At 63.9% G+C, this 23,771-nt stretch carries 19 protein-coding genes; 12 read left to right on the forward strand and 7 right to left on the reverse strand.

What is annotated here, in order from left to right:
* The first annotated feature begins 117 nt into the window (after window positions 1–117).
* Together HWX00_RS14165 and HWX00_RS14170 are read left to right on the forward strand one after the other, a co-directional pair.
* A complete protein-coding gene (locus HWX00_RS14165; RefSeq protein ID WP_034191730.1) occupies window positions 118–543 on the forward strand; it encodes a TOBE domain-containing protein in 426 nt (141 codons plus the stop codon).
* A gap of 75 nt (window positions 544–618) precedes the next feature.
* Window positions 619–1,203 carry a nitrogen fixation protein NifQ gene (locus tag HWX00_RS14170; protein WP_175026889.1) on the forward strand — a complete coding sequence of 195 codons (585 nt, stop codon included), beginning with the start codon at window positions 619–621 and terminating at the stop codon, window positions 1,201–1,203.
* A 115-nt stretch (window positions 1,204–1,318) separates the two neighbouring features.
* Here the strand turns inward: HWX00_RS14170 and HWX00_RS14175 are convergent, their stop codons facing one another.
* Entirely contained in the window at window positions 1,319–2,380 is a 1,062-nt protein-coding gene (locus HWX00_RS14175) for a DMT family transporter (RefSeq protein ID WP_175026890.1), read from the reverse strand.
* Window positions 2,381–2,839: 459 nt separating this feature from the next.
* The gene (locus HWX00_RS14180) at window positions 2,840–3,520 is read right to left on the reverse strand and encodes a ProQ/FinO family protein (RefSeq protein WP_124610115.1); all 681 of its coding nucleotides are present in this window, start codon (window positions 3,518–3,520) and stop codon (window positions 2,840–2,842) included.
* Between the two features lie 625 nt (window positions 3,521–4,145).
* Between HWX00_RS14180 and HWX00_RS14185 the strand changes: the two genes are divergently transcribed.
* Entirely contained in the window at window positions 4,146–4,730 is a 585-nt protein-coding gene (locus tag HWX00_RS14185; RefSeq protein ID WP_034191726.1) for a DUF2889 domain-containing protein, read from the forward strand.
* 68 nt (window positions 4,731–4,798) lie between these two features.
* Here HWX00_RS14185 and HWX00_RS14190 read toward each other — a convergent pair whose 3' ends face one another.
* Window positions 4,799–5,290, reverse strand: coding sequence for a flavodoxin family protein (locus HWX00_RS14190; RefSeq protein ID WP_034191725.1), 492 nt, complete (start codon window positions 5,288–5,290; stop codon window positions 4,799–4,801).
* Window positions 5,291–5,357: 67 nt separating this feature from the next.
* Complete coding sequence (locus HWX00_RS14195) at window positions 5,358–6,011, reverse strand: TetR/AcrR family transcriptional regulator (protein WP_124610116.1); 654 nt, start codon at window positions 6,009–6,011, stop codon at window positions 5,358–5,360.
* An 83-nt stretch (window positions 6,012–6,094) separates the two neighbouring features.
* Here HWX00_RS14195 and HWX00_RS14200 point away from each other — a divergent pair, with 83 nt between their 5' ends.
* From HWX00_RS14200 to HWX00_RS14215, 4 genes are all read left to right on the forward strand, one after another.
* Entirely contained in the window at window positions 6,095–7,219 is a 1,125-nt protein-coding gene (locus HWX00_RS14200) for an MBL fold metallo-hydrolase (RefSeq protein ID WP_124610117.1), read from the forward strand.
* A 125-nt stretch (window positions 7,220–7,344) separates the two neighbouring features.
* A complete protein-coding gene (locus HWX00_RS14205) occupies window positions 7,345–8,361 on the forward strand; it encodes an AraC family transcriptional regulator (RefSeq protein ID WP_034191740.1) in 1,017 nt (338 codons plus the stop codon).
* 1,823 nt (window positions 8,362–10,184) lie between these two features.
* Window positions 10,185–10,880, forward strand: a complete 696-nt coding sequence (locus tag HWX00_RS14210) for a ParA family protein (RefSeq protein ID WP_031398033.1) — start codon at window positions 10,185–10,187, stop codon at window positions 10,878–10,880.
* Window positions 10,873–11,904, forward strand: coding sequence for a ParB/RepB/Spo0J family partition protein (locus tag HWX00_RS14215; RefSeq protein ID WP_175026891.1), 1,032 nt, complete (start codon window positions 10,873–10,875; stop codon window positions 11,902–11,904). The genes HWX00_RS14210 and HWX00_RS14215 overlap by 8 nt, the downstream gene beginning before the upstream one ends.
* 100 nt (window positions 11,905–12,004) lie before the next feature.
* Here the strand turns inward: HWX00_RS14215 and HWX00_RS14220 are convergent, their stop codons facing one another.
* Entirely contained in the window at window positions 12,005–13,321 is a 1,317-nt protein-coding gene (locus tag HWX00_RS14220) for a replication initiation protein (RefSeq protein WP_034191720.1), read from the reverse strand.
* A 2,350-nt stretch (window positions 13,322–15,671) separates the two neighbouring features.
* On the opposite strand from HWX00_RS14220, the gene HWX00_RS14225 reads away from it, so the two are divergent.
* A complete protein-coding gene (locus tag HWX00_RS14225; RefSeq protein WP_124610123.1) occupies window positions 15,672–15,986 on the forward strand; it encodes a DUF4148 domain-containing protein in 315 nt (104 codons plus the stop codon).
* A gap of 152 nt (window positions 15,987–16,138) precedes the next feature.
* Here HWX00_RS14225 and gcvA read toward each other — a convergent pair whose 3' ends face one another.
* A complete protein-coding gene (gcvA, locus tag HWX00_RS14230; RefSeq protein WP_034191719.1) occupies window positions 16,139–17,044 on the reverse strand; it encodes a transcriptional regulator GcvA in 906 nt (301 codons plus the stop codon).
* A gap of 140 nt (window positions 17,045–17,184) precedes the next feature.
* Between gcvA and HWX00_RS14235 the strand changes: the two genes are divergently transcribed.
* Both HWX00_RS14235 and HWX00_RS14240 read left to right on the forward strand, forming a co-directional pair.
* A complete protein-coding gene (locus tag HWX00_RS14235) occupies window positions 17,185–18,483 on the forward strand; it encodes an adenylosuccinate synthase (RefSeq protein ID WP_175026892.1) in 1,299 nt (432 codons plus the stop codon).
* 301 nt (window positions 18,484–18,784) lie between these two features.
* Window positions 18,785–19,735 carry a LysR family transcriptional regulator gene (locus tag HWX00_RS14240; RefSeq protein ID WP_034191717.1) on the forward strand — a complete coding sequence of 317 codons (951 nt, stop codon included), beginning with the start codon at window positions 18,785–18,787 and terminating at the stop codon, window positions 19,733–19,735.
* Between the two features lie 263 nt (window positions 19,736–19,998).
* Here the strand turns inward: HWX00_RS14240 and HWX00_RS14245 are convergent, their stop codons facing one another.
* Entirely contained in the window at window positions 19,999–20,829 is an 831-nt protein-coding gene (locus HWX00_RS14245; RefSeq protein WP_244131172.1) for an AraC family transcriptional regulator, read from the reverse strand.
* 749 nt (window positions 20,830–21,578) lie between these two features.
* Here HWX00_RS14245 and HWX00_RS14250 point away from each other — a divergent pair.
* Together HWX00_RS14250 and HWX00_RS14255 are read left to right on the forward strand one after the other, a co-directional pair.
* Window positions 21,579–22,460 carry a LysR family transcriptional regulator gene (locus HWX00_RS14250; protein ID WP_034191715.1) on the forward strand — a complete coding sequence of 294 codons (882 nt, stop codon included), beginning with the start codon at window positions 21,579–21,581 and terminating at the stop codon, window positions 22,458–22,460.
* A 229-nt stretch (window positions 22,461–22,689) separates the two neighbouring features.
* A partial coding sequence (locus HWX00_RS14255; RefSeq protein ID WP_175029432.1) for an efflux RND transporter periplasmic adaptor subunit occupies window positions 22,690–23,771 on the forward strand: 1,082 nt, incomplete at its 3' end.

Genomic DNA, 23,771 nt, shown 5'->3' on the forward strand with positions numbered 1-23,771 from the left:
ATTCGCGCCATAGCATCCGGATGGCGACGCGTCCCTGCGTTGACGGTAGACTGGGCGATGCATTTCCATTCATCCGCGGCTGCCGATCCGGCAGCCGCCTTCATTCGGAGCGTCATCATGCGAACCAGTGCCCGCAACCATTTCGCCGGCCAGGTCGGCGCCGTCAAGCCCGGTGCCGTCAACGACGAAATCACGCTGCACACGCAGGACGGCCTCGACATCGTCGCCGTGATCACCCACGGCAGCGCGGCTTCGCTGGGCCTCGCGGCGGGCACGAAGGCGTTCGCGCTCGTCAAGGCATCGTCGGTCATCGTGATGGTCGACGTCGACAGCAGCAAGGTATCGGCGCGTAACTGCGTCGCGGGCACCGTCGCGACGGTCACGAAGGGCGCGGTCAATTCGGAAGTCGTGATCAAGGCCGCGGGCGGCGCCGAAATCGTCGCGATCGTCACCAATGACAGCGTCGATCGCCTCGGCCTCGCGAGCGGCTCGGCCGCATCCGCGATCTTCAAGGCATCGAGCGTGATCGTCGGCGTCGAGTGAGCGCGTGACGGTCGCGACGGAGCACCGCCCAGTGCCGCGCGTTCGCGCGGCCCGGCTGCCATCCGGCGGCACGCGATGACAGCCGCGCTCGATCCCGCGCGGGAAAGCGCGCTGCACGCGCTCCGATCGGCGGCCGCGCATGCCGACACGCCCGACGCACGGCTGTTCGGCGCGCTCGTCGCGGCTCGCGCGTGCCGCAACGAACTCTCGCTGCTGGGGCTGTCCCCCGGCCAGTTCGCCGGCTTGCTCGCCCGGCAGTTTCCGTATCTGGCGCCCGGCGCTGCACTGATGCCAATGGTCACGTTGGCAGTGTTACCAGCCAACCATTCTGCGTTCGTCGCGACGCTGCGCTCGCGGCTGATGGACGACGCGAATCCCAGCGTCGCCCGCGACGATGCCGACTGCCTCGCGTCGATCATCGCGCATGCGTGCCTGCGCCCCGACCATCTCTGGCGCGATCTCGGGCTCGACGGGCGCGACGCGGTATCCGCGATGCTCGATCGTTATTTCCCCGCGCTGGCCGCGCGCAACGTCACCCACCTGCGCTGGAAGAAATTCCTCGCACTGGAAGTGGCGGCCTCGCTCGGCGCGCCGCCGGGCCCCGCACCGGGGTGCCCGGGCTGCGAAGATTTCGGTTTCTGCTTTCCTCACGCGCGATAGCCATCGCGTCGACCAGCCTGTCCACTTGCGTCATCGACGTCATGGACCAGTGCGCGACACGCATCCCATAAACGGTCACCTGGCGGCGCATGTTGTCCGCCGTCCATGACCGCGGTCAATGTCGATGCCGGTGATGAATGTCCGGAAAGTGCGCGTGACTGTGCGTGATCGGCAAATGCACGTGCGAATGCGAGTGCGGCTCGTTGCCGTCGTACGCAAAATCGTGCGTGTGCTGGTGATGTTCGTCGTGCCGGTGCCGGTGCGCATGCTCGAGCCGCTCGTGCTCGTGCATGTGCTCATGCCGCTCGCGCACGTGCAGCAAGATACCGAATGCCATCAATGCGGCGGCGACCCAGAACGTTGCCGGCGGCAGCGCAGGCCAGATCAGCAGCGACAGCACGACGCCGAACAGCGGCGCGATCGAGAAATACGCACCGGTCCGCGCGCTGCCGAGATGGCGCAGCGCGACGACGAACAACACCAGGCTGATCCCGTAGCCGCCGAGCCCCGTCAGCATCGCAGCAGCCGTGACCGGTACGGCAGGCAGCGGCGCGCCGGTCGCCAGCGCAATGCCGATGTTCACGGGCCCCGCGATCAGCCCCTTGACGCACGCGATGACCATCGCGTCGTTCGCGGCGACCTTGCGGGTCAGGTTGTTGTCGATCGCCCAGCACAGGCAGGCGCCGACGATCAGCAACGCACCGACCGGCACGCCGGCCCGACCCGGCACCCACGACAGCAGCGTGCCGCCGGCGACGATCGCGACCATGCCGAGAAACACCTGCGTATCCACGTTCTCGCGAAACACGACCCATGCGATGACGGCCGTCAGTACGCCTTCGAGATTGAGCAGCAGCGCACTGGTCGCCGCCGGCGTGCTCGACAGCCCGAGCATCAGCAACGCCGGGCCGGCCACACCGCCCGCCACGATCGCACCGGCCAGCCACGGCAGGTCGGCGCGCTGCAGCGGCGCGGCATCCGCGGCCGGTGCGCGGCGGTTGTGCAGCCTGCGCAGCAGGATCCCGATGCCGAGCCCGACCCCGCTGCCAAGATAGAACAGGCCGGCGACCATGAACGGCGACATCGCGCCGATCAGCGCCTTGGCGAGCGGTGTTGCCGCGCCGAACAGCGCGGCGGCCGTGAGCGCGACCAGAATCGCGGAATGTCTCGGGTTCATGATCCGGTTTGAATGGACGTTGAAAATCGGTGGACGCGACTCCGGATCGCTTGGGCGCGGGTTTCCCGCACCTTTCGAAATGCAAGCTGCGTCGTGCAATCAGGAGCCTGTCGGGATTATCGCGCGTCGCCCTGTCGCGATGCGCCCGACCAGATCGCTCACGTCCCGGCCGGCGATTCCGATATTACTATTTCAGGAAACCGAATTATCAAGCGACGACGCCGATAAATTAAGGTATGCAAATCGTTTTCCTGGAAATGGAAAAGCATGCAGTCCCGATTGACGAGCGTGCCTCGTCCGGTTGCATTGCCTGGTTGACGCGGGATAGGTAGGTGCTGGCCGGCAAGCGCCGGGGGAGGCAGTCCTGACCTGCCTCCGTCGAGGCAGGTCAGTCCGTCGTGTCATGCGCCGCGTGCGACATGCATGCGGGTACGCGCCGTGCGGCGGACGGCGGTGGCGTTACTCGTTGCCGGCCACTTGCTGCTCGACCTGCGGCGTGGCGTCGGTCTGAACTTCTGCTGCATCCGCCGCCTGCGGTGCGGTCGCGGCCTCGGCCTGCTGCTCGGCCTTCGGCGGCTGCTGTGCGCCCTTGGCCACTTGCGCGGCGCCCTTGCCGGGACGGCGCGACTTCAGCCGGCGTGCCCGTGCCGCGTCGTCATGCGTGACGCGCCCTGCTTCGTTACCCTGCAGGTCAACGCGCACCGCGTCTTCGACGAGGCACGACCAGTAACGGTTGCCGCGGCACCACGTCGACATGGCTTCGCGCAGCTCGGCCTCGGTGAGGCCAACGGCCTGAGCTTCGCGCGCCAGGTCGTCCCAGATGCCGACCTTGAGCGGCACTTTGGGGGCCGGATTCTTCGGGAACGCGCTCGGAAACTTCCGCTGCAGTTTGCCGATCGCGACGATGACCGGATCGACCGGTGCCGACGGCTTGGCCGAAGCGGGCTTCGCGCGATGCGGTGCCTTCGCACCGGCCCCGGCCTTGGCGCCAGCGCCCGGTTTGGCACCGCGGGACGGCCGGTCGCCCGACGTCGGCTTTGCGCCGGTGTCCGCCGGTGCTGCCGGCCGCTTCGCGTTGCGCTCCTGCTTGGCCTTCGCTGCGAGCTGCGCCCGCAATTCGGCAAGTTGTTCAAAACCCATAAATTCAATCCACCAGGAATATAAGGTGTGGTTCGTGCGGCCATGCCGCGCGGCTCGAAAGCTCGCCGCCGTGCGGGCGGCCCGTCTGCCGCCGATGCGGGACACTATGGGGCCGCATCGCGCACGCCACGCTGTTTTCAGGCACCCGGCCACGATGCCGGACAAGGCAGGGGTGGAAGTATACCGGTACGCGCGGTGGCCGGTTGACTCGCCGGTCTGCATTTGCCCGCCCCCGGAGGCCGGAAAGGCGTCCGCGCGGTCATGTTGCGCATTATATGGATACGCTCCCGGATGTCACGCCATTCGAGGACGTCGCGGAAATCGGGCCGAAGCCCGGCCCGGCTTCGGCAGCGGCCCGCCTCTCCCGTGCGGCATTCCGCGTGACGCGCGTCCTGTCAACGTCACGCGACAGGCCGTCCGACAGCCCACCGCCGCACCGGACGCCCCCTCGATTCGTTGCGTTCGCATCGATCTCGTCGTGTACGAAGATGCCGGAAAATGCGTAGTATGGCCGGATTGACGTCGTCGGCAGCGCATCTCGGTCCGTTTCGCTGCACGCCCGATCAACCGGCGATGTTCTCCTTTGCCTGCGAAAAGAACCGGTTGTACGAAACGGAGCGGATACATGGTTCCCCGACACGACATCGCGCACGACGGCATCACGCGCGAGGAAATTCACCATCGGCACATCGACATGCGCGGCTATCGGCGCAGCGACGGCCTGTTCGAAGTGACGGCCTGCCTCGCGGACCGCAAGACCAGCGATTTCACGCCACCGGGCGGTACGCGAACGGTCGCGGCGCTGTCGCCGATCCACGACCTCGGCGTGACGCTCGTCTTCGACGCCGACATGGTCGTTCGCGCGGTATCCACGTTCATTCGCTCGCATCCCTATGCGCAGTGTCCGGGCGGCGGCGACTCGCTGCAGGCGCTCGTCGGCCTGAGCATCGGCGCCGGCTGGAACAGCGAGGTTCGCAAGCGCCTGCCGTCCTGCGACACGTGCACGCACTTGAAGGAATTGCTCGGCCCGATCGCCACCACCGCCTATCAGACGATGGTCGGCATGCGGCGCTCGTCGCTGGACTACCGCGACAGCGAAGGAAAGCCGCTCAAGATCGACAGCTGCCACGCGTACAGCGCCTCGCGCGATCTCGTGAAACGTCTTTGGCCCGAATACCATCGGCCTTCGTCAACGGCAAAAGACGGCTAGGGTTTCGGTATTCGACCGGTTGTACGTCCGCACGACCCGCGCCGCAAATCGCCACAACCACAACGCCGTCAAAAGACGCCCAGCGCGAGTCCCGCGGCAAGACCCGCACCCAGTTCCGCGCAGCGTGCGAGATCGTCGCCGTCGATCGTCTTCGCCGCGAGGATGCGCTCCGTTGTCTGCGCGTGGGTACAGACGATCAGGCCGGGCGCCACGTTCTTCAGCCGCCATCCGGTCGCGATCCGGTCGATCTGGCGCAACGCGTTCTGTCCGTCGCTTCCCGCGCAGATCATTGCCGCATACGGACGGCCGTTCACGCGATCGAGCGCCGCGTAGTAGCAGCGGTCGAAGAAGTCCTTCATCAGCCCGGACATCGCCGCGAGATTCTCCGGCGTCGCGAACAGGTATGCGTCGGCGGCCAGCACGTCATCCGCGCTCGTCGCATCCGCGCGCTGCAGCCTGACGTCGATGCCGGGTTGCTCGCGCGCCGCGCCGGCAGCCGCTTCGGCCATCTGTTGCGTGCCCCCGGTCATCGTGTGATAGACGATCAACAGCGTCTTCATGGGTAGTTGCTCGCGTTCGGCTTCAGGTGCGCCGGCTTCGCTGTGCGCAGGGCATCCCGACGCACGGTCAGTCCGGTGTGGCGCGCACGGCATCGCCGTCATCCGGCCGCGTGTAGTACGCGAGAAACATGTCGGCCGCGGACTCCGCGACTTTCCGCTGCTCCTGCGCCGTGAGCGGCGGCTGACCCATCGTGATCTGCGGCCAGAACGCAAATGCCTTCACGACGCCATGCAACTGGTGCGCGGCGAACACCGGATCGGTGACCGACAGGCGGCCGGCCGCCGCGGCCGCACGCACCCAGACCGTCACGTCTTCCTCGCGCTCGCCGAGACGCTCGACCATGTCGCGCGCGCGATCCGGCGAATGGATCGCCGCCCCGATCGCCACGCGCGCGAGTGCGAGAAACGCTTCATCGTTCAGCAAGCGCAACTTGCGGTCCAGCAACGCGAGCAGTTGCTCGCGCAGCGGCACGTCGGCGCGATAGGTCGGCGAGCCGCCGGTCTGCGTCGCTTCCCACAGCTTGTGCAGGATCGCCGCGAACAGCGTTTCCTTGCCCGGGAAGTGGTTGTAGACCGTGCGCTTCGAGACGTCCGCGCGCGCAGCGATACGATCCATGCTGGTCGCGTCGTAGCCTGCCGCGAGAAATTCCTCGATCGCCGCATCGACGATGGCCGCGCGCTTTCGATCGGTCAGGCGCAAGGGGGGAGTGCTGGTTTCCATACGAAAATTTTACACCGGGCAGTTTACTTATCCAAAAAATAAACTACACTGTTTAGTGTACTTTATTCTCCGGACGCCCCGACATGGCATCGCCTCTCGTTTTGATTCACCGTATTCTGGGTTTCGCCGCCGCCCGGCGCGGCCGCGCGCTGTCCGGCGGGTCGCCGCAGCACAACGGCGAGCGTTTCACCAATGTCGCGCCGCGTCCTGTCGAAGGATTCAGCAAGACACTCGGGATCGCGTGGAACATGCTGGTCAACAAGCCGCGCGACACCGTACCCACCGGCCCCGTGCCCGTCGATACGCTGACTCGCGCGACGCTCGATGCCGCCCCCGATCGCAGCCTGTACCGGCTCGGCCATTCGACGCTGCTGCTCAAGCTGCGCGGCGAATTCTGGCTGACCGATCCCGTATTCGCCGAGCGTGCGTCGCCGTTCCGACGCATCGGCCCCAAGCGCTTCCATGCCCCGCCGATCGCGCTTGACGATCTCCCGCCGCTGCGCGGTGTGATCCTCTCGCATGATCACTACGATCACCTCGACCGCGATACGGTGCTGGCGCTTGCCGCAACCACCGATGTGTTCGTGACCACGCTGGGCGTCGGCGACCGCCTGATCGAATGGGGCATCGACGCAAAGAAAGTTCGTCAGCTCGACTGGTGGCAGAGTGTCGATGTGGCCGGCCTGACGTTGACGGCGACACCCGCGCAGCACTTTTCCGGGCGCAGCCTGTTCGACGGCAACAGCACGCTGTGGGCGTCGTGGGTCATCGTCGACGACGACCTGCGCATGTTCTTCAGCGGCGACACCGGTTACTTCGACGGGTTCCGGACGATCGGCGAGCGCCTCGGACCGTTCGACGTGACGCTGATCGAAACGGGCGCCTATGATGCGCAATGGCCGTACGTGCACATGCAGCCGGAAGAAACCGTGCAGGCGCATATCGATTTGCGCGGACGCTGGCTGGTCCCGATCCATAACGGCACGTTCGATCTTGCAATGCATCGCTGGCAGGAACCGTTCGAGCGGGTCACGGCGCTGGCGCTCGTGCGTGGCATCGAGTTGTCAACGCCCAGGATCGGTGAGCGCCTCGATCTCGACGCACCGCATCGCGGCGAGCGGTGGTGGCGCACGGTCGACGAGCATGCGACGGCGCCGGCAACGAAATCACGCCGCTGGCAACTTTGCGCGTCGCAGGCGACGAAGTAGCCGCTCCACCGATCGTTGCGCTTTCCGGCAATGCGGCCATGCCGCGATTCCGGATGGCGCATGCGTTGCCGGAGCATCTGCATATCGGCGGCCTGCCCGCCCCCGATTACCTGAATAGAGAAGTCATGCATCCGGCACCCGTCCAATATACCCCCGGCCAACGAGACGACGACGTCGCCGTCGCTGCATTCGACGGTGCAGATCAACGACCAGCCGGCCGCAGCCCCATGTGCGCTCTGCGGCAAACGCTCGCGGCACGTGTCGCGAAGTGGACCGAAGGCGCCGACCACGTCACCACGCCCATTCCGAACCTGAGCTTCCACCGCCGGGAAGCGCCGACTCAGCCGATGGACTGCATGGTCGAGCCGAGCTTCGGTCTTGTCGTTCAGGGCACGAAGCGGGTCATTCAGAGCGGCGACGCCTACATCTACGACGCCAACCGCTTTCTGATCACGTCGCTCGATTTGCCTGGTTCGACCCAGGTCATCGAGGCCAGCCACGAGAAGCCGTTTCTCGGGATCGGTCTCAAGCTCGATTTCCGTGTCCTGACGGAATTGATGATGCAGGTCGCACCAGATCGCGACGAAGCCCCCGTGGGCCGCGGCCTTGTCGTCGGCGACATGACCGAATCGCTGTACGATGCACTGAACCGTTTGCTGGCGTTACTGGACGACCCGAACGCCATTCCCGTTCTCGCCCCGTATGTCGAGCGGGAAATCTACTATCGCCTGCTGACGAGCGACCAGGGCGTTCGTCTGCGTCAGATCGCGTCTGCCGGCAGCCAGGGCAACCGCGTGTCACGTGCGATCCGGTGGTTGCGTGCCCACTATGACGAGTCGCTACGAGTCGACGATCTCGCAGCGCAAGTCCAGATGAGCAGTTCGACGTTCCATCACCACTTCCGCCAGCTCACGGGCATGAGTCCGCTGCAGTACCAGAAATGGATTCGGCTCAACGAGGCACGTCGGCTGATGCTGTCCGAGCGTCTCGACGCTGCATCGGCATCGTTCAGGGTCGGGTATGCGAGCCCGACCCAGTTCAATCGGGAATACAGCCGGTTGTTCGGCAATTCACCACGGCGAGATATCGATAACCTGCGGGGCGGGATGGATGTCGTTCTGTCGATCGCAGCAAGTTATTGATCGCGGGCAATGATGGGGAGAGAGGCGTGTGCTCCGTTTTGGCCGAATCCGCAGAACACCAGTATCGGCTTCACCCGTATTTGATCGAGCCGGTTGAATCGGGGGAGCGCGACAGAATGCGCGCGTCGTGCCCACTCAGGATCAAATTGCTCAACATCTGTCCGGGGAACTCCCTTGGCTGTCTTGCGCGTGACAACGATCGCGCTCGCGGGAGCGCGCATCCTGCACCCATAGCCGGACCCGTGGCGGACTGGCGGGCCCTCCCCCCTTCCTGAAGGTATCTGGGCTTCCCCCTCCCAACAACCGCGGTGCCTGTTTCAGCATTCTGGTCCTTGGGCGCATATGCCCATCTATCGACTTCTATCGAGGCGCCACGCATCACCAAATCGTGCGACTGACATGACGCGTTGTCACGTGACAACTCGCGTTGAATATCAGCACTGCGCGTCGGGCCAGAGTGTCGACATGATCTCAAGCTGACCACGACTAGCAACGAATTCGCCGCCCGCAGGCCTGGGTCACCCAAAAGCATTTCATTAACCACAAATTACGTATCAAAAGATACATTCTGTATCGATCATCTGTGCATCGATGGCAACGGCAGACGGAAACGCCATGCGCCCCCATTTCCACGAGTCATTTCGCTCATTTTGCGTGAAACAACATGAAGAATGTGGCGCAAGCCATTGCCAGACAAGGATTTCCAAGAATACCCCATTTCTCGAAAATGTTTCACGACACGATCCGCCTGCGTTGTCACGCGCCGTTTGGCGCGTGAATTCTCACCTATTCAGCCGGTTTCTCGGTGTCGCGGTCGCAGATGCGCGCCGGGATGCATCGATGGCAACATCGGCGTTCGACGAGACCACACCCCTCCCCTGCCGACTGGCGGACGAAATGAAACCACGGAGAGTCCCCAAATAAATAGGGACACATCACCGACATTCGATACACCTGCAACGGATCCATATTATTCCAGGCAGTCCCAAGGACTCATGCAAGGGCAAGTGCGCGCTTGAGCAGGGAGTCAGCAGCGGTTCGTTCAGAGCGATAAGCCGCTCTCCATAACTCGCCATCCTCAGGCGCTTGCTCACGGTGATACCCGAGCGGCTTCTCTCGATCAATCCATCAAGCGGCCAAGTCAGGAGTTTTGGTTGTCACGTGACAACTCACCAGCTTACCGTGCAGCGAGCCACATCGAGAGGTTAACCACCGCCTGTGAAAATCCGCCTTGGTAGACAACGCCTAAGTATCCCGATGCTGTTCGCTTCACTGCTCCAGGAAGATGCCGCGAAGGCACTCCAGGCGCATCTCAACAACTCGTTTGTCACGTGACAACTCGCCTCATCAGATAGTCGAGCAAGGTCAAGAGCCGAATATCGGATACAAAAATGGAATAGTCGAGGGTCGACACCAGGGCCTGGTCAGAAACCTCCTGGCGATGTACCGCGATGCCCGGGACCGATTTCCAGCGACTTGTCACGTGACAACTGGAGCTTCTTCGATATCCAAGATCCTAACCAATCGAAATCGCTACGAGTAAAGCGAGAGATGGAGATCTGTCGCGGCAGCCGGTTTTCACGCTGCGTCTTATCGTCGACATGAAACCGAGCAAATCTTTTCCTGGCTCTAGTGATCGCATTGGTGAAGCGATCGAAAGTTATATTTTTACTGTAATATTTTTGTTGATAACAAATAGACCATTTGGCCTACTTGTCACGTGACAACCACATAGACCGTCAAGATATGCATTGCATAGAATGCTTTTCTGGACATTTTTCCAATAACTACATATATTACGCAAAACTCCTTGGAGGAATTTAATGGCTTTCAAGATCGCCGTCAGTAATCAAAAAGGTGGAACTGGGAAGACAACCATCTCCGTCAACATCGCGGCCGCGTTCGAGGCCGGCGGCAACAAAGTCGCGTTGATCGATGCCGACCCTCAAGGCACATCTGTCCGCTGGGTCACGAGTGGCGAGAACACCCTGCCGATGACGGTCCTTTCGCTGGCGCCCGCCGGCCGCGGCATTGGTGGCGAGATCAAGAAGCAGGATGCGAACTTCGACGTGATCGTCGTCGACTGTCCCGGCAACCTCGAAGATCCGCGCATCGCATCCGTCCTTGAAGTCGCCGACTTTTGCCTGGTGCCGCTGTCGCCGTCGCCGGCCGACCTGTACAGCACCGTCGCGATGATCCGTATGATCGAATCGATGCGCGCCGTTCGAAACCCTAATCTTTCTTCCGCATTAATGCTGAATAGCGTCAATGGAAAAACTAAAATGCGTGAAGAAATTTTAAAAATTCTAAGGGCTGAAGAAATAGGGGAGCATCTGCTCGACAGCCAGATCGCGCAACGCGAGGTCTATCGTCAGACATTCGCGCTCGGCACCACGATCCACCACCACAATCGATACCTGAAGGGCCTGAAAGAGGCCCGCGCGGAAATCGAAAAGCTGGTCACGGAAATGGCCCAATACATCGCGTCGACGCGCGCTACCGGAGCCGCCCATGGCTAAGGACACTTCGAAAGACAAGAAACCCACCGGCAACCTGCACCTCGCTGCCGGCCTGTTGCGCGGACTCGCGCAGGAAAATGCGGCCCTCGAAACGCGGCTGCCCGAACCCGCGGCCGTTACAAATGTTGCCGCCGAGGCGACGCCTGCTGGCACGCCCCCCGCAGTCACGCCCGCCGGGACGCCGGATCTTGGCGCACCTCAGAAGGTGCTGGTCAAGGACTGCATCCCGAATCCGTTCAACCCGCGCGTGTTCTACTCGGAGTCGAGCCTGCACGAACTCGCGCTGACGTTGAAACGGGAAGGGCAGATCGAGCCGATCAAGGTCACGCGGCTTCCCGAGTTTCCCGGCAAGCTCGTCGTGATCGACGGGCAACGCCGGCTGCGGGCGACGAGCATCAACGGCGACGAGACCATCAACGCCACGTTCCGCACGGACCACACGCCCGAGCAGCTCTATACGATCGCGTACCGCGCGAACCACGACCACGAACGCCAGACGATCTTCGACGACGCGGTTGCGTGGAAGCGCCTCCTCGACGAAAAGGTCTTTTCCGACCAGAACACGCTGGCAGAAAAGATCGGCAAGGACAAGGCATCGATCAGCAAGACGCTGTCGCTCAACGCACTGCCCAACACGCTGCTGGAGCGGATGGCCGGCGCGAACGACGTGGTCGGCCTGCAGGCGGCGTACTTTCTGAAGCTGATTTTCGAACGCCTGGGCGAACCGACGGCCGACCGGCTGCTGACGGCCGTGATCGACCGGAAAAAATCGGTCCGCGATCTCGAGAATTTCCTGCGTGCGCAGAGCGACGGCAACAAGAAAACGGGCCGCACGCGCTACAGCGTCCGTCACGACTTCGCGCTCGAATCGCGCGCGATCGGCCAGTTGAAGACCTACCCGGACGGCCGTCTCGATCTGCAGCTCAAGGGCGTCGACGCGTCCCATCAGGAGGCGCTTGCCGACCAGCTCAAGATCGTCATCGATGCTTACGTCGCCGAGCTGGCGACGGCCGCGCAAAAGTAACTAACGCGCCCAAAGCAGAAGGCCTCGCATCCGCCTTGCACCGCGAAGCCGGACGACCGCAAAGTCCGGCGCGCGATGCAGCTCGGCTGCGAGGCCTGGATCAGTTGCCTGCGAGACTGCTTTTGAGCAGGAATTCCAGCAGGTCGTCCGAGGTCGGTTCGCCCCAGGTATCCAGTGCCAGCCATCGGAAGAAGCTGGTCTGCGCGAGCTTGCTCGCCTTCTTCTTCGGCGACAGCGTCAGGTCCTTCGAGCCCACTACCGTCTCGTTGTAGCGTTCGAGCAGCTTGGTCTGGTCATCGATCTCCAGTTCGCGGAAATACGCGCCAGCTTCCTCGACCTTCGCCGCCAGATACTTGTCGCGAATCTGCTCCTGCTTGCTCTGCGCGGATTCCTTCGCCGGTGCGACCGCCTCGGTTCCCTGCCCGTCAGCCAGCGTATAGCCGTGCGTCAGCGCCTTGCGGAAATACGCGGCCACGTTGTCGACCGGCGCCGCATTCTTCTTCGTTGTCCGATTGAGCGTATAGGCGATCGCCGCCTTGATGCGCTGCACGCCGTATTGCGTGATCAGCCGGCGCGCTTCCGAACGCGGAATGCCGAACTTGGCGACTTCCTCGACCAGCGCTTCGTTCTTGACGTCGCCGTCTTCCACCGTATCGGCGCTCTGCTTGCGCGTCACCTTGAACTGCACGGCTTCCACGCTGCGGCCGGACTTGTGTTCGATCAGCTCGAGCGTGTGATCCGATACTTCGTTCACCTCCTGAATGCACGGCACCAGGACCTTGCTCTTGAACAGCTTGTATTCCTTGTACGACTGCGACGCCTTGTCCTGGCCGAGAATGAGGTCACGGAATTTCGGCAGCGGGATCTTTGCGGTGATGCCGATCCCTTCGTAGCGCACCGTGTTTTCCCACAGGGCGAGCGAGTGCGACCGCCGGAATTCGCGAGCGATCCGCATATCGATCAGCGCGTAGATTTCGGGGTTCAGCAGTTCGCTGCGAATCTGGTCCGAGAAACTGTACTTCAGCACCGATTGCTCGAGCTCCGCGCCGGCGAGCAGGCCCGACGCTTTCCAGACCGTCGAACGGTCCGCGGCCAGGTAGTCCCAGTTGACGACGGTACTGATCAGCGAGTTGACCGTGTCCTTCACGTACTTCGTGTTGTTGCTGTTCAGCCCGCTTTCGTGCGAAAGCGACGCGATCGAGATCGAGAAGCTGGTCCGGCCAGGCTCGAACGCCTCCTGCCGAAGTGCGTTCTTGATCAGCGAGCTGAACATCTTGCGCTGCTGCAGCCCGATCTTTCCGGACTTGGGCGCGATATGGATCGCCTGGACCGCCTTGCGCAGCAAGTCGGGAGGCTCGGGTGTCTGAAACAGTGAAACCTGTTTGTCTGAGCCTTTGCTTGCGGGCTTGCGCGGCATCGTGATGTCCGGATAAGGTGACCTTGTTGATAGCAGACTTTATACCTTTTCTCGTCCGGGAGCAACGTCATTGCTCCAGTATCACTTTCACTATCACGTCTAACTATCAGATAAAAAAGGGGAAATTTCGATTATTTGGTTTGCAAGGAGCCCCATATCCATCTACCTTTGGAAAAAAATGCTTCCCAAAAGCCGCTACCTTTCGTGTCCGGACACCGAAACCCGGCACGAGATTTGCCCCCACGAAGGTAACCATCCATGGGAGACAATCGACCGCAATCGAGATCGTCGGCGGAATTCGTGGTGCCCTGCAGCACAGCACGTTTTTCCTCCCATAACTTGCTACCTTCATCGATTCCCACAGGAGGGTACCTTTCAGCGTCATCGATTTCATTGTTTTCGATCCCGCCCGCGGAAATCGCTCCCATAAATGGCAACCTGCCATTTCCCCCATAGCAGGTAACCTTTATGCTCCAACGATCCAGTCCATGGGAAAGGTTTCCGGAACACCACGGTGAATTTCAGCCAATCGGCCCGAGCAGGTTCCCATAAAAAGGTACCTTCGAGATACCCCATAACTGGCTACCCAAAGAAAATCGCTGTGCCTTGAGGGACTCATGGATCGAGAAAAACGCCCCATAAAAGGCTACCCTCAAGCATCCCCATAGACGACTACCCAGCGCGATTTACGACCGATTTCCCATAACCGGGTACGCTCGCCCCATATCCACAACCCCCAAACCCCACAACTCGGTACCCCATTCCCCAAATCCACAGACCTGAAACCCCAGACCCTTCCACCTGTGCTCCCATAAATGGGTACCGAACACCGCTCAAACCCTTGTGGCACAAGGCTGTGAGCCGTCTAAAAGTAGTTAAAGAAGTAAACGTGGTTTACAAAAGATGTAAACACACGTGTGCTCCCACAGAAAGACGAACCCCATAAACCGCTACCTACGGTAGCCGTCTGTGGTACGGAAAACGCGCGGAACGACTGATCCAGCCGTGCAGAACCTGAGATTGGGCCCCTGTCCTGCGAGGGTTTCAGGCCCGACAAGGCTTTCCGGAGGGGTGAGTGCCTACTCACAAACGCCGAAACGTAGAAACCTATGGGAGGAAACCACGAGGAAATCCCCCGATTCGGCGTACAGGTTCCCGTTTATGGGATCGACGAATCCACTTCCTGATCACCCGCGCGCTTGCGTTTGGCCGACAGAGCAGGTCCACGGCCACCGCGGTGGCCGTCTTCGGAATCGCCGGCAGCAGTTCGAAATCATCGTGGATTGCAGGCGAGTGGATTTTTGTCCTCGTGATCCCGCGTCCGTGGACAACTTTTTACCGGTCGCCAACCGGCATGTTTCGAACAAATTCAGCCTGTGGACTGTGCGCAGAGGCAATCGTCCCGGACTGCGTGTCCACGCGGCGGCCTCCCGATTTTCTACCTTTGGACCAACCGAGCCGTCGCACTGTGGCTCTGGCAAGCCGCCAAAAGCCGCACGACCGACCGCGAGCGATCGTCATGGCGAACTACCTTCTGCACAGGTCGCCGGCTCCAGGACCGATCCGAAGATCGTTCCGATCCGACGTGAAAATCCGGTCTATGACGAAGCTCACCGTCGCCAAATCGCAAGTGGCTCCCGGAAAGGCTCTCACCTTTCGGTACCGCACTGGGTTCGGCAAACCGTGTCGATCGCGATACCGCTCAACGGGCAGGCCACCTGAGCGATCAAATAAAAAGTCTGTGGCAAAGCTCACGGTGTGATGTATCCGCAAGCACAGTCACTTGCGCTTTCTCGACGCATGCGTGAAGTGACGCCGATCGACGTCTTCACCACACAGTGTTCGGCTTTTCGTCATACGTACCCGTCAATGACGACCTTCACCTCGACAGGTCACCCAAGCCACAGGTGACTGCCAACATCACGGCGCGGCGACTCGACGCGATCGTCCTGATCGCCGGAGGAACCGAATCGTGACCGTTTATGGGAGGAACCGTCGCTCGAGCCGCGTCGAATGGCAACGTGACGCACAGATCGACTGCTGCTGCGGGGATCATGGATGAGCATGTCGACATCACCACCTGTGAAACAGCGGCCTATCGTGCGTGCCCAATCCGTCGCCGTTCCCGAACCGGGCGATAAGCGTCGCGGTCTCTAGCACATGACGCCTGTGCGGAGCCCCATCTTCTCCCATACATGTATCCCGATTCCGTCATCACGTTCACGCCACATTTTTCGCGACACGGTTATGATGCACAGGTCCTGATCGCGACATGACAACCGATCAGGACAGGGGCGGTATCTCGATGGTTGTTCAATCCGTGATAGTCATCAAAAAAGAGAGTTCAGCGATGCAAATCCAGATCAGAAAACTCGCGCTGGCTGCTACCGCAGCCGCTTTCCTGTTCGGCTCGGCAGCTCCCGCGTTTGCACAGACCGACGCCGCCAGCGCGCCTGCCGCACAGGATGCGAAGGCAGCGAAGAGCGAAGCACGCAAGGCGGCCAGGGCCAAACGCAAGGCCGAGCGCAAGGCTGCTCGTGCGAAGAACACCGCCGAGCTGAAGAAACTCGAAGATGCCGGTTACAAGCCGGCGGCCAATGATCCGAACTATCCGCAGAACCTGCAGAACGCGGAGAAGAAAGCCGGCGCTGCAGCAAGCCAGTAAGCGTCGTCCGACGGCAAGGCGCGGTGTGAGCCGCGCCTTGCCGTGTGCATCACGATCACGCGGTGCACGCCTGAAATCACGTTCCGTGCATTTCCGTTGTTTGATTCGGAATCCTGCCTTTCTCGTTACGCACGACCGACTCCTCGACGCGGTCAGTGCCGTCCGTCCCGCGCGGTCGCGTTCCCCGTCGTTTTCAGCCAGTCCTTGAATGCACGCACGGCATCGTCGTTTGCCCGCGCGGACGCGACGTACGTGAAGTAGCGCCACGGCGGCAGCGCCGGTTCGCTGAACGGCTGCACGAGCCGCCCTTCGGCGATATCGTCGGCGACGAGCGCGATCGGCCCCATGGCGACGCCCAGCCCGTCGAGCGCGCCTTGCAGCGTCAGGTAGAAATGCTCGAGCGTGAGCGAGTGCCGCGGTGCAAGATTCGGATGCCCGGCCGCCGCGAGCCACTCGGGCCACATGCCGGGATAGGTGGCCGCGTGCAGCAGCGTGAAGCCCGCGAGATCGGCCGGCGTGTCCAGCGGCCGTCCCTCCAGCAGCTTCGGCGCACACACAGGCAGCCGAACTTCCGACAGGAATTCCTCGGCAACGTAACCGTCGATGGCTTGCGGGCCGCCGCGAACGATCAGGTCGACCTTGTCGCGCAATTTCTCGATCGGCTCGTTCGACGTCGACAACCGCACCTCGATGGCCGGATGGGCGACCTGGAACGATGACAGCTTCGGCACGAGCCAGCGTAGCGAAAACGTCGCGGGCGCGCTGACGCGCAGCACGCGCTGCTGCGCGTGACCGAAGTGCTGCGCGGTGGCGAGCGCGATCCGGTCGAACGATGCGCCGACCTCGGCGAGATACGCACGGCCGGCGTCGGTCAGTTCGACGCGCCGGTTGTGGCGTTCGAACAGCGGCCGCCCGAGCCACGCCTCCAGTTGCTGCACGTGCCGGCTGATCGCGCCGTGCGTCACGCACAGCTCGTCGGCGGCCAGCGTGAAACTGCCGAGCCGCGCGGCGGCTTCGAACGCGCGCAGCGAATTCAACGGGGGAAGTCGTCGGGCCATTGCTTCGTTTCGCGTGATTTTTACTCACACGAATGTTCAGGTTTAATCGTTTGATCGGGCGATCGAGCTCCTCCAATATGGCACACAAACGGCCGGCACGGCCGAACGAGTGTCTGAATTTCTCACATGGAGTGCGGAGCATGCCGAACGTGGTGGTAGTAGGCGCCCAATGGGGCGACGAGGGCAAGGGGCGCGTCGTGGACTGGCTGGCGGCCCAAGCCGATCTCGTTGCGCGCTACAACGGCGGCCACAACGCGGGCCATACGCTGGTCGTCGGCGACAAGACGTACAAGCTCGCGCTGCTGCCGAGCGGCATCGTGCGCGGCAAGCGCGGCGTGATCGGCAACGGCGTCGCGCTCGATCCGGAAGCGCTGCTCGCGGAAATCGGGCGGATGGCCAGGCTCGGGCTGTCGGTGACACTGGACAATCTGTCGATCGCCGAGAACGCGACGCTGGTGTTGCCGATTCACCGCGCAATCGACCAGGTGCAGGAGCGCCAGCGCCGCGAACCAATCGGCACCACGCTGCGCGGGATCGGGCCGGCCTACGAGGACAAGGTCGGGCGCCGCGGTCTGCGCGTCGGCGATCTCGCGGAGCCTGGCCGGCTTGCCGCCAAGCTCGACGTGCTCGTCGATCATCACAACGCGTGGTTCCGGGGCCTGGGGCTCGACGAATACGACCGCGACGCGATGCTGGCGACGCTGGTCGGCCTCGCGCCGAAGATCCTGCCGTTCGTGCGCCCCGTCTGGGCCGATCTGAACGACGCGACCGATCGCGGCGAGCGCATCCTGTTCGAGGGTTCGCAGGCCGTGATGCTGGATATCGACTGGGGCACGTACCCGTTCGTGACGTCGTCGGGCACCGTGGCGTCGGCCGCCGCGGCCGGCACCGGCCTGGGCGCGTCGAAGCTCGGCCATGTGCTGGGCGTGACCAAGGCGTATGCGACGCGTGTCGGCGGCGGCCCGTTCCTCACGGAGCTGAACGACGTCACCGGCGAAGCGCTGCGCGCGCGCGGGCAGGAATTCGGTGTCAATACCGGCCGGCCGCGACGCTGCGGCTGGCTCGATGCCGCACAACTGCGTCAGGCCGTCAGGATCTCGGGCATCGATTCGCTCGCAATCACGAAGCTCGACGTGCTCGACGGCTTCGAGTCCATCGCGCTGTGCGTCGGTTACGAACTCGACGGTGCGCGTGTCGACCATCTGCCTGCGAGTCTCGATGCGCAGGCGCGCGCGAAGCCTGTATACGAAAGATTCGACGGCTGGCATGGCACCGTGAAGGGCGTGCGCGAGCGCGCGGCGCTGCCGCGCGCCGCTCAGGATTTCATCGCGCGCGTCGAAGCGGTCGCGGGCGCACCGGTGTCGATGATCACGACCGGTGCGGAGCGTGACGACACGATCGTGTTGCGCAATCCTTTCGACGTGGCGGCCGCTGCGTGACGCGCGAAACGGGGAGGGCGTAAATTGCGCCGCGGCATCGCGGCCGGCGGGGCGTTTTTGCCGGCCCGATGCCCAATGCCCGTTGATGCTCGGGTGCGTGCACGCGCGGCCCGGATGCCATGCGACAAGCGATTCCACGGCACGATTCGGCATCCGGATTACGCCGCGTACGGCGAACTGGACACGCCTGCAGCGCTGCTGTACTGTTCCGCACAATTCGCGCCAGACCGGCCTGTGCCGGAGCCGCCGGCACCCAGGCCGCACGGCGGCGCGACGTGATCTCAATCCCGGGGACAGGTCGATGGACACGTTACAGATGATGCGCATTTTCGTCCGGGTTGCGGAGGAGGGCAGTTTCACGAGCGCGGCCCATCGCCTGGACATCACGACGGCCTACGCATCGCGTTCGGTCGCACAACTCGAAACGCATCTGCGCACGCGCCTGCTCAACCGCAGCACGCGCCGCATTGCGCTGACCGACGCCGGGCAGCGCTATCTCGACCGCTGCCAGCGGATCCTCGGCTATATCGACGAAGCGGAAGCCGAGGCGGCCGACGCACAGGCGAAACCGTCGGGGCGGCTGCACGTTCACGCGACGACGAGTTTCGGCCAGTCCTACGTGGTGCCCGCGGTCGTGCGCTACCGTGAGCGTTATCCGTCGGTCGCGGTCGAGCTGACGCTGTCGCAGCACGTGCCCGACATCATCGACGAAGGCTACGACGTATCGCTGCAGTTGAGCACGACCGAACTGCCCGATTCAGGGCTCGTGTCGCAGCGGCTCGGTGACGTGGGCAGCGTGCTGTGCGCGTCACCCGCGTACCTGAAGGCGCGGGGTACGCCGCACACGGTGAGCGACCTCGAAGGTCATGCGTGCCTGCAGATCGTCACGTCGCTCTTTCCGCGCGACCGCTGGCATCTCGACGGCCCCAATGGTCGTGAAACGTTCGAGCTGCCGTTGCCGGATTTCCAGGTAAACATCGCCGAAGCGCTTGGCGCCGCGCTGCGTGCCGGCCTCGGGATCGGCTCGCTGCCGATCCCGGCCGCCCTGCCCGGGCTCGCGAGCGGTGCGCTGGTGCGCGTGCTGCCCGAATACCGGTTGCAGAAGCTGACGGTCTATACGCTGTACGCGTCGCGTCAGTATCTCGACGCGAAGATCCGCACGTTCGTCGATTTCCTGCGCGAATGCGTGCCCGAGTTGCTGGCCGCCGACGAGGCTGCGGTGACCGCGTCCTGCGCGTCACGCAATTCCTGATTCAGGTACGGTGCGGTGCGCGAGCGCCGCATACCGATCCTTACTAGCTTAAATAATACGTATTCCTATATTTACTGGCGGCGCTGGCTACTGGCGCACACCCTGCGCGCCACCTGTATCTTTTGTTTCGCGACAGTGTGGTGCCCACGTCGTCGGCCGAATACTTCGCCCGCTGCATCGACGAAGCCGTGCTGGCCGAGCGGGCGAATGAGAACGGGAAGAAGGGCGGGGCACGCACGCGCATCCGGCCCGCGTGAAGCGGCTTATGGCGCGGCGCGCGACAGCGGCACCGCTTCGCCTCGCAGCCTCGCGACGTCGCGGCCCGGCGCGTCGCCGAACAGCCGCGCGTATTCGCGGCTGAACTGCGACGCGCTGACGTAGCCCACGCTGCGGCACGCCTGCCGCGCATCCATCGCCGACAGGCACATCAGGCGGCGCGCCTCCTGCAGTCGCAGTACCTTCTGGCATTGCAACGGGCTCATCGACGTGACCGCACGGAAGTGGTGATGAAAAGTCGACGGGCTCATGTCGACCTGCCGCGCGAGCGAGTCGACCGTCATCGGATCGCGGTAGTGGTCGCGAATCCACGCGACCGCGCGCGAAATGCGCTGCGCCGTCGAACCGGCCTCGCCAACCTGCGCGACGCGTGCACCCGACGGACCGCACAGCAGCCGAATGAGGATTTCGTCGACGATCAGCGGCGCGAGCAGGTCGAGCTCGACCGGTTGCGCCATCAACTGCATCAGCCGCGCGACGGCGTCGACGATTTCCGGCGTCGCGTCGTGCGTGTCGAGCGCGCCGCAGTCGACGGTTTTCGGCAACCCGCGCGGGAACACGCGTGGCGTGAGCGCGGCGATGCGCGCAGGATCGAGTTCGAGCTGCGCGTAAAGGAACGGCTCGGCGGGCGTTGCGCGCGTCACGCGGCCGGTGACGGGCACGTCGGCCGTCGCGACCAGCATCCGCGCTTCGTCGATCGTGTAGGCGTCGTCGCCGACCCGCATCGACTTCGCGCCTTGCCCGACGATGCTCATGCACGCGTGGTGCACGCCGTGGTTCCACTGCGCCGGCGCGCCGGACGCGCGTGAGATGCGCATGCCGCGCACCGGGAGGTCGAACCACCCGTCGTGCGGCGCGTAGGCGGCGATCAACGCCGCGAGCCGGGCCGCGTGCGGCCGTGCCGGCGACCGCGGGGCGTGATCGGGCAGGGGGCGCGGTTGCGGTGGCGTTCGGGCGTCGGTTTCCATGTTGCGTGAGCGGATGGCGGAGTGAGCGAGGCGAGGTGCGCGGCGGCGATTCCCCGTCGAGAAACAGGCAGGGGCGCCGGCACGGCGGTCACATCGTACGACCAGTTGCGTGCGCCGGATTGCCCAAACCTGTCGGAAATTAGCCCGATCATCCGGACCTGCATGGTCGGTGGTCGTATCGCCCGTCGTTGCGAGGTGTGCAGCGCACAAATTCGGAAATTAAGGCAAAACAATCGCAGGATCGGGCAAGCTATTTCCCGGTGGTTTTCATACCATTGCACCTGCTGAAAGAAATGTGTTCCAGTGCGTTCGTGTGACGCAGGCAAAACCGTCGCATGATCCGCGGCCGCTGCCGCACGTGTTGCCGCCGCGAATCGCTGGAAAAGACTCAGGACTGCTATCGAATGATCGTACATCGGGCCGGCCGAGGCTGGCTTGCGCCCGTTGTATGCCGGCTCGCGCCCGTCGCGAGCGTGCCGACCGGCCCGGCGTGGCCGGCGTCGGCGCCGCTGCATTGGCCGGGCTGATGCGGATCGGCACGCGACGTGCCGGCGGGTGCAGGTGGAACGGCAGCCGTCCGCGCAGGGGAATCCGGACAAATGGACCAACTTCAATCGATTCGGGCATTCGTGACGGTGGCAAGAGAAGGCGGGTTCCGCCGCGCGGCGACGCGGCTGCGCGTGTCGACGGCGATGGCGAGCCGGTTGGTCGATGCGCTCGAAACGCGGCTCGGCGCGCGCCTGCTTCAACGCAGCACCAGCCACCAGTCGCTGACGGAAATCGGCGAGCTGTATCTCGCGCGCGTCGAGCGGATTCTGGGCGCGATCGACGAGATCGACGGCCGTTTCGTCGCGATGGGCAGCAAGCCGGAAGGGGCGTTGCGCGTGGCCGCGCCGGTCGCGTTCGGGCTCAGCCAGTTGAGCGCGTTGCTCGATCGTTTCGTGCACCTGTTTCCGGACGTGCGGCCGACCGTGACGCTGACCGATGCGTACGTCGACCTGACTGCCGAGGACATCGACGTTGCATTCCTGATCGACGGTATGCCGGTATCCGGTGCGCACGCGCTGCATACGCTGGCCGCGTACGAATCCGTGCGCGTCGCGGCGCCGGGTTACGTCGCCGCACAGGGCGGCGCGGCGGCATCGGGCGGCTGGCCGGATCTCACGACCGTCCGGTTCGAACCGCCGGCGGCCGACGACGACCCTGCGGCCGCGATTCGACCGGGCTCGGCACCCGGCAATGCGGGCGTCGGCCATCTCGAGATGGCACGACGGCTGGCCGTGGCCGGCATGGGCGCGGCGGTGCTGCCCGCGTATCTCGTCGACGCCGATCTGGCGGCCGGCACGCTGGTGCGCATCGCACCGGTTCGCCCGCTCGCGCCCGTCACGCTGAAGCTCGCGCATGTGCGTGCCGCGCGTCTGTCGGCCGCCGCGCGCGCGTTCATCGAATTCGCCGGCGCCGCGTTCCGGCCCGCGCGCTAGCGTCCCGGCTGGCCGCCGCGGCAACGCGTGCCCGTCGGGGCCGCGGGCTCGCCGTTCCTTTTTACGGAAGCAGTTCGGCAAACGAACGCTCCGCAGGGTGCACCGCACACCCGAAGCACGTGCCCGCATGCGTGTCGGACGGAAGCGAGAGCATTCCGCCCGCGCATGCAGGCCGCGAGGAGATCTGGTGATTCCCATTGAATGTCGTCTATTTGTGAGAGGTCGCTCCATGCGCGTCGAACGGGTTCCATACCGCTTGATCACTGTCGCGGCAGCCGCGGTTTTCCTGGCTGCCTGCGGAAAAAAAGAATCGGCACCGCCGCCGCAAACACCTGAAGTCGGCGTCGTCACCGTCCAGCCGCAGGCCGTACCGGTCTTCACCGACCTGCCGGGCCGCACCAGCGCGTTCCTCGTCGCGCAGGTGCGCGCGCGGGTCGACGGCATCGTGCTGCGCCGTGAATTCACCGAAGGCAGCGACGTCAAGGCCGGTCAGCGTCTGTACAAGATCGACCCGGCGCCGTACGTCGCCGCGCTGAACAGCGCGAAGGCGACGCTCGCGAAGGCGCAGGCGAACCTCGTCACGCAGAACGCGCTGGTCGCGCGCTACAAGGTGCTGGTGGCCGCGAACGCGGTCAGCAAGCAGGACTACGACAACGCGGTGGCCACGCAGGGCCAGGCCGCGGCGGACGTCGCGGCCGGCAAGGCGGCGGTCGACACCGCGCAGATCAACCTCGGCTATACGGATGTCGTGTCGCCGATCACGGGCCGCGTCGGCATCTCGCAAGTGACGCCGGGCGCGTACGTGCAGGCGAGCCAGGCGACGCTGATGTCGACCGTGCAGCAGCTCGATCCGGTGTACGTGGACCTCACGCAGTCGAGCCTCGAAGGGCTGAAGCTGCGCCAGGACGTGCAGAGCGGGCGCCTGAAGACGAGCGGCCCGGGCGCGGCGAAGGTGTCGCTGATCCTGGAAGACGGCAAGACCTATTCGGAAGCGGGCAAGCTGCAGTTCTCGGACGTGACGGTCGACCAGACCACCGGCTCGGTGACGATCCGCGCGGTGTTCCCGAACCCGGGCCGCGTGCTGCTGCCGGGGATGTTCGTGCGCGCGCGGATCGAGGAGGGCGTGAACGAGAACGCGTTCCTGGTGCCGCAGATCGGCGTCACGCACGACCAGAAGGGGCAGGCGATCGCGCTGGTGGTGAACGCCAGCAACAAGGTCGAGCCGCGTCCGCTGAAGACGACCGGCATGCAGGGTCAGAACTGGATCGTCGAAGGCGGTCTGCAGGCGGGCGATCACGTGATCGTGCAGGG

Origin of the sequence: Burkholderia seminalis DSM 23518 (assembly GCF_902832885.1) — a bacterium.
GTDB lineage: Bacteria > Pseudomonadota > Gammaproteobacteria > Burkholderiales > Burkholderiaceae > Burkholderia > Burkholderia seminalis.

Excerpts from the sequence above, each read along its gene's own strand:
- HWX00_RS14200 (WP_124610117.1), top strand. The coding sequence starts at position 6,095 with ATGGCATCGCCTCTCGTTTTGATTCACCGTATTCTGGGTTTCGCCGCC.
- HWX00_RS14220 (WP_034191720.1), bottom strand. The coding sequence starts at position 13,321 with ATGCCGCGCAAGCCCGCAAGCAAAGGCTCAGACAAACAGGTTTCACTG.
- HWX00_RS14180 (WP_124610115.1), bottom strand. The coding sequence starts at position 3,520 with ATGGGTTTTGAACAACTTGCCGAATTGCGGGCGCAGCTCGCAGCGAAG.
- HWX00_RS14235 (WP_175026892.1), top strand. The coding sequence starts at position 17,185 with ATGCCGAACGTGGTGGTAGTAGGCGCCCAATGGGGCGACGAGGGCAAG.
- HWX00_RS14225 (WP_124610123.1), top strand. The coding sequence starts at position 15,672 with ATGCAAATCCAGATCAGAAAACTCGCGCTGGCTGCTACCGCAGCCGCT.
- HWX00_RS14250 (WP_034191715.1), top strand. The coding sequence starts at position 21,579 with ATGGACCAACTTCAATCGATTCGGGCATTCGTGACGGTGGCAAGAGAA.
- HWX00_RS14215 (WP_175026891.1), top strand. The coding sequence starts at position 10,873 with ATGGCTAAGGACACTTCGAAAGACAAGAAACCCACCGGCAACCTGCAC.
- HWX00_RS14170 (WP_175026889.1), top strand. The coding sequence starts at position 619 with ATGACAGCCGCGCTCGATCCCGCGCGGGAAAGCGCGCTGCACGCGCTC.
- HWX00_RS14175 (WP_175026890.1), bottom strand. The coding sequence starts at position 2,380 with ATGAACCCGAGACATTCCGCGATTCTGGTCGCGCTCACGGCCGCCGCG.
- HWX00_RS14165 (WP_034191730.1), top strand. The coding sequence starts at position 118 with ATGCGAACCAGTGCCCGCAACCATTTCGCCGGCCAGGTCGGCGCCGTC.
- HWX00_RS14240 (WP_034191717.1), top strand. The coding sequence starts at position 18,785 with ATGGACACGTTACAGATGATGCGCATTTTCGTCCGGGTTGCGGAGGAG.
- HWX00_RS14205 (WP_034191740.1), top strand. The coding sequence starts at position 7,345 with ATGCATCCGGCACCCGTCCAATATACCCCCGGCCAACGAGACGACGAC.
- gcvA (WP_034191719.1), bottom strand. The coding sequence starts at position 17,044 with ATGGCCCGACGACTTCCCCCGTTGAATTCGCTGCGCGCGTTCGAAGCC.
- HWX00_RS14185 (WP_034191726.1), top strand. The coding sequence starts at position 4,146 with ATGGTTCCCCGACACGACATCGCGCACGACGGCATCACGCGCGAGGAA.
- HWX00_RS14245 (WP_244131172.1), bottom strand. The coding sequence starts at position 20,829 with ATGCGCATCTCACGCGCGTCCGGCGCGCCGGCGCAGTGGAACCACGGC.
- HWX00_RS14210 (WP_031398033.1), top strand. The coding sequence starts at position 10,185 with ATGGCTTTCAAGATCGCCGTCAGTAATCAAAAAGGTGGAACTGGGAAG.
- HWX00_RS14195 (WP_124610116.1), bottom strand. The coding sequence starts at position 6,011 with ATGGAAACCAGCACTCCCCCCTTGCGCCTGACCGATCGAAAGCGCGCG.
- HWX00_RS14190 (WP_034191725.1), bottom strand. The coding sequence starts at position 5,290 with ATGAAGACGCTGTTGATCGTCTATCACACGATGACCGGGGGCACGCAA.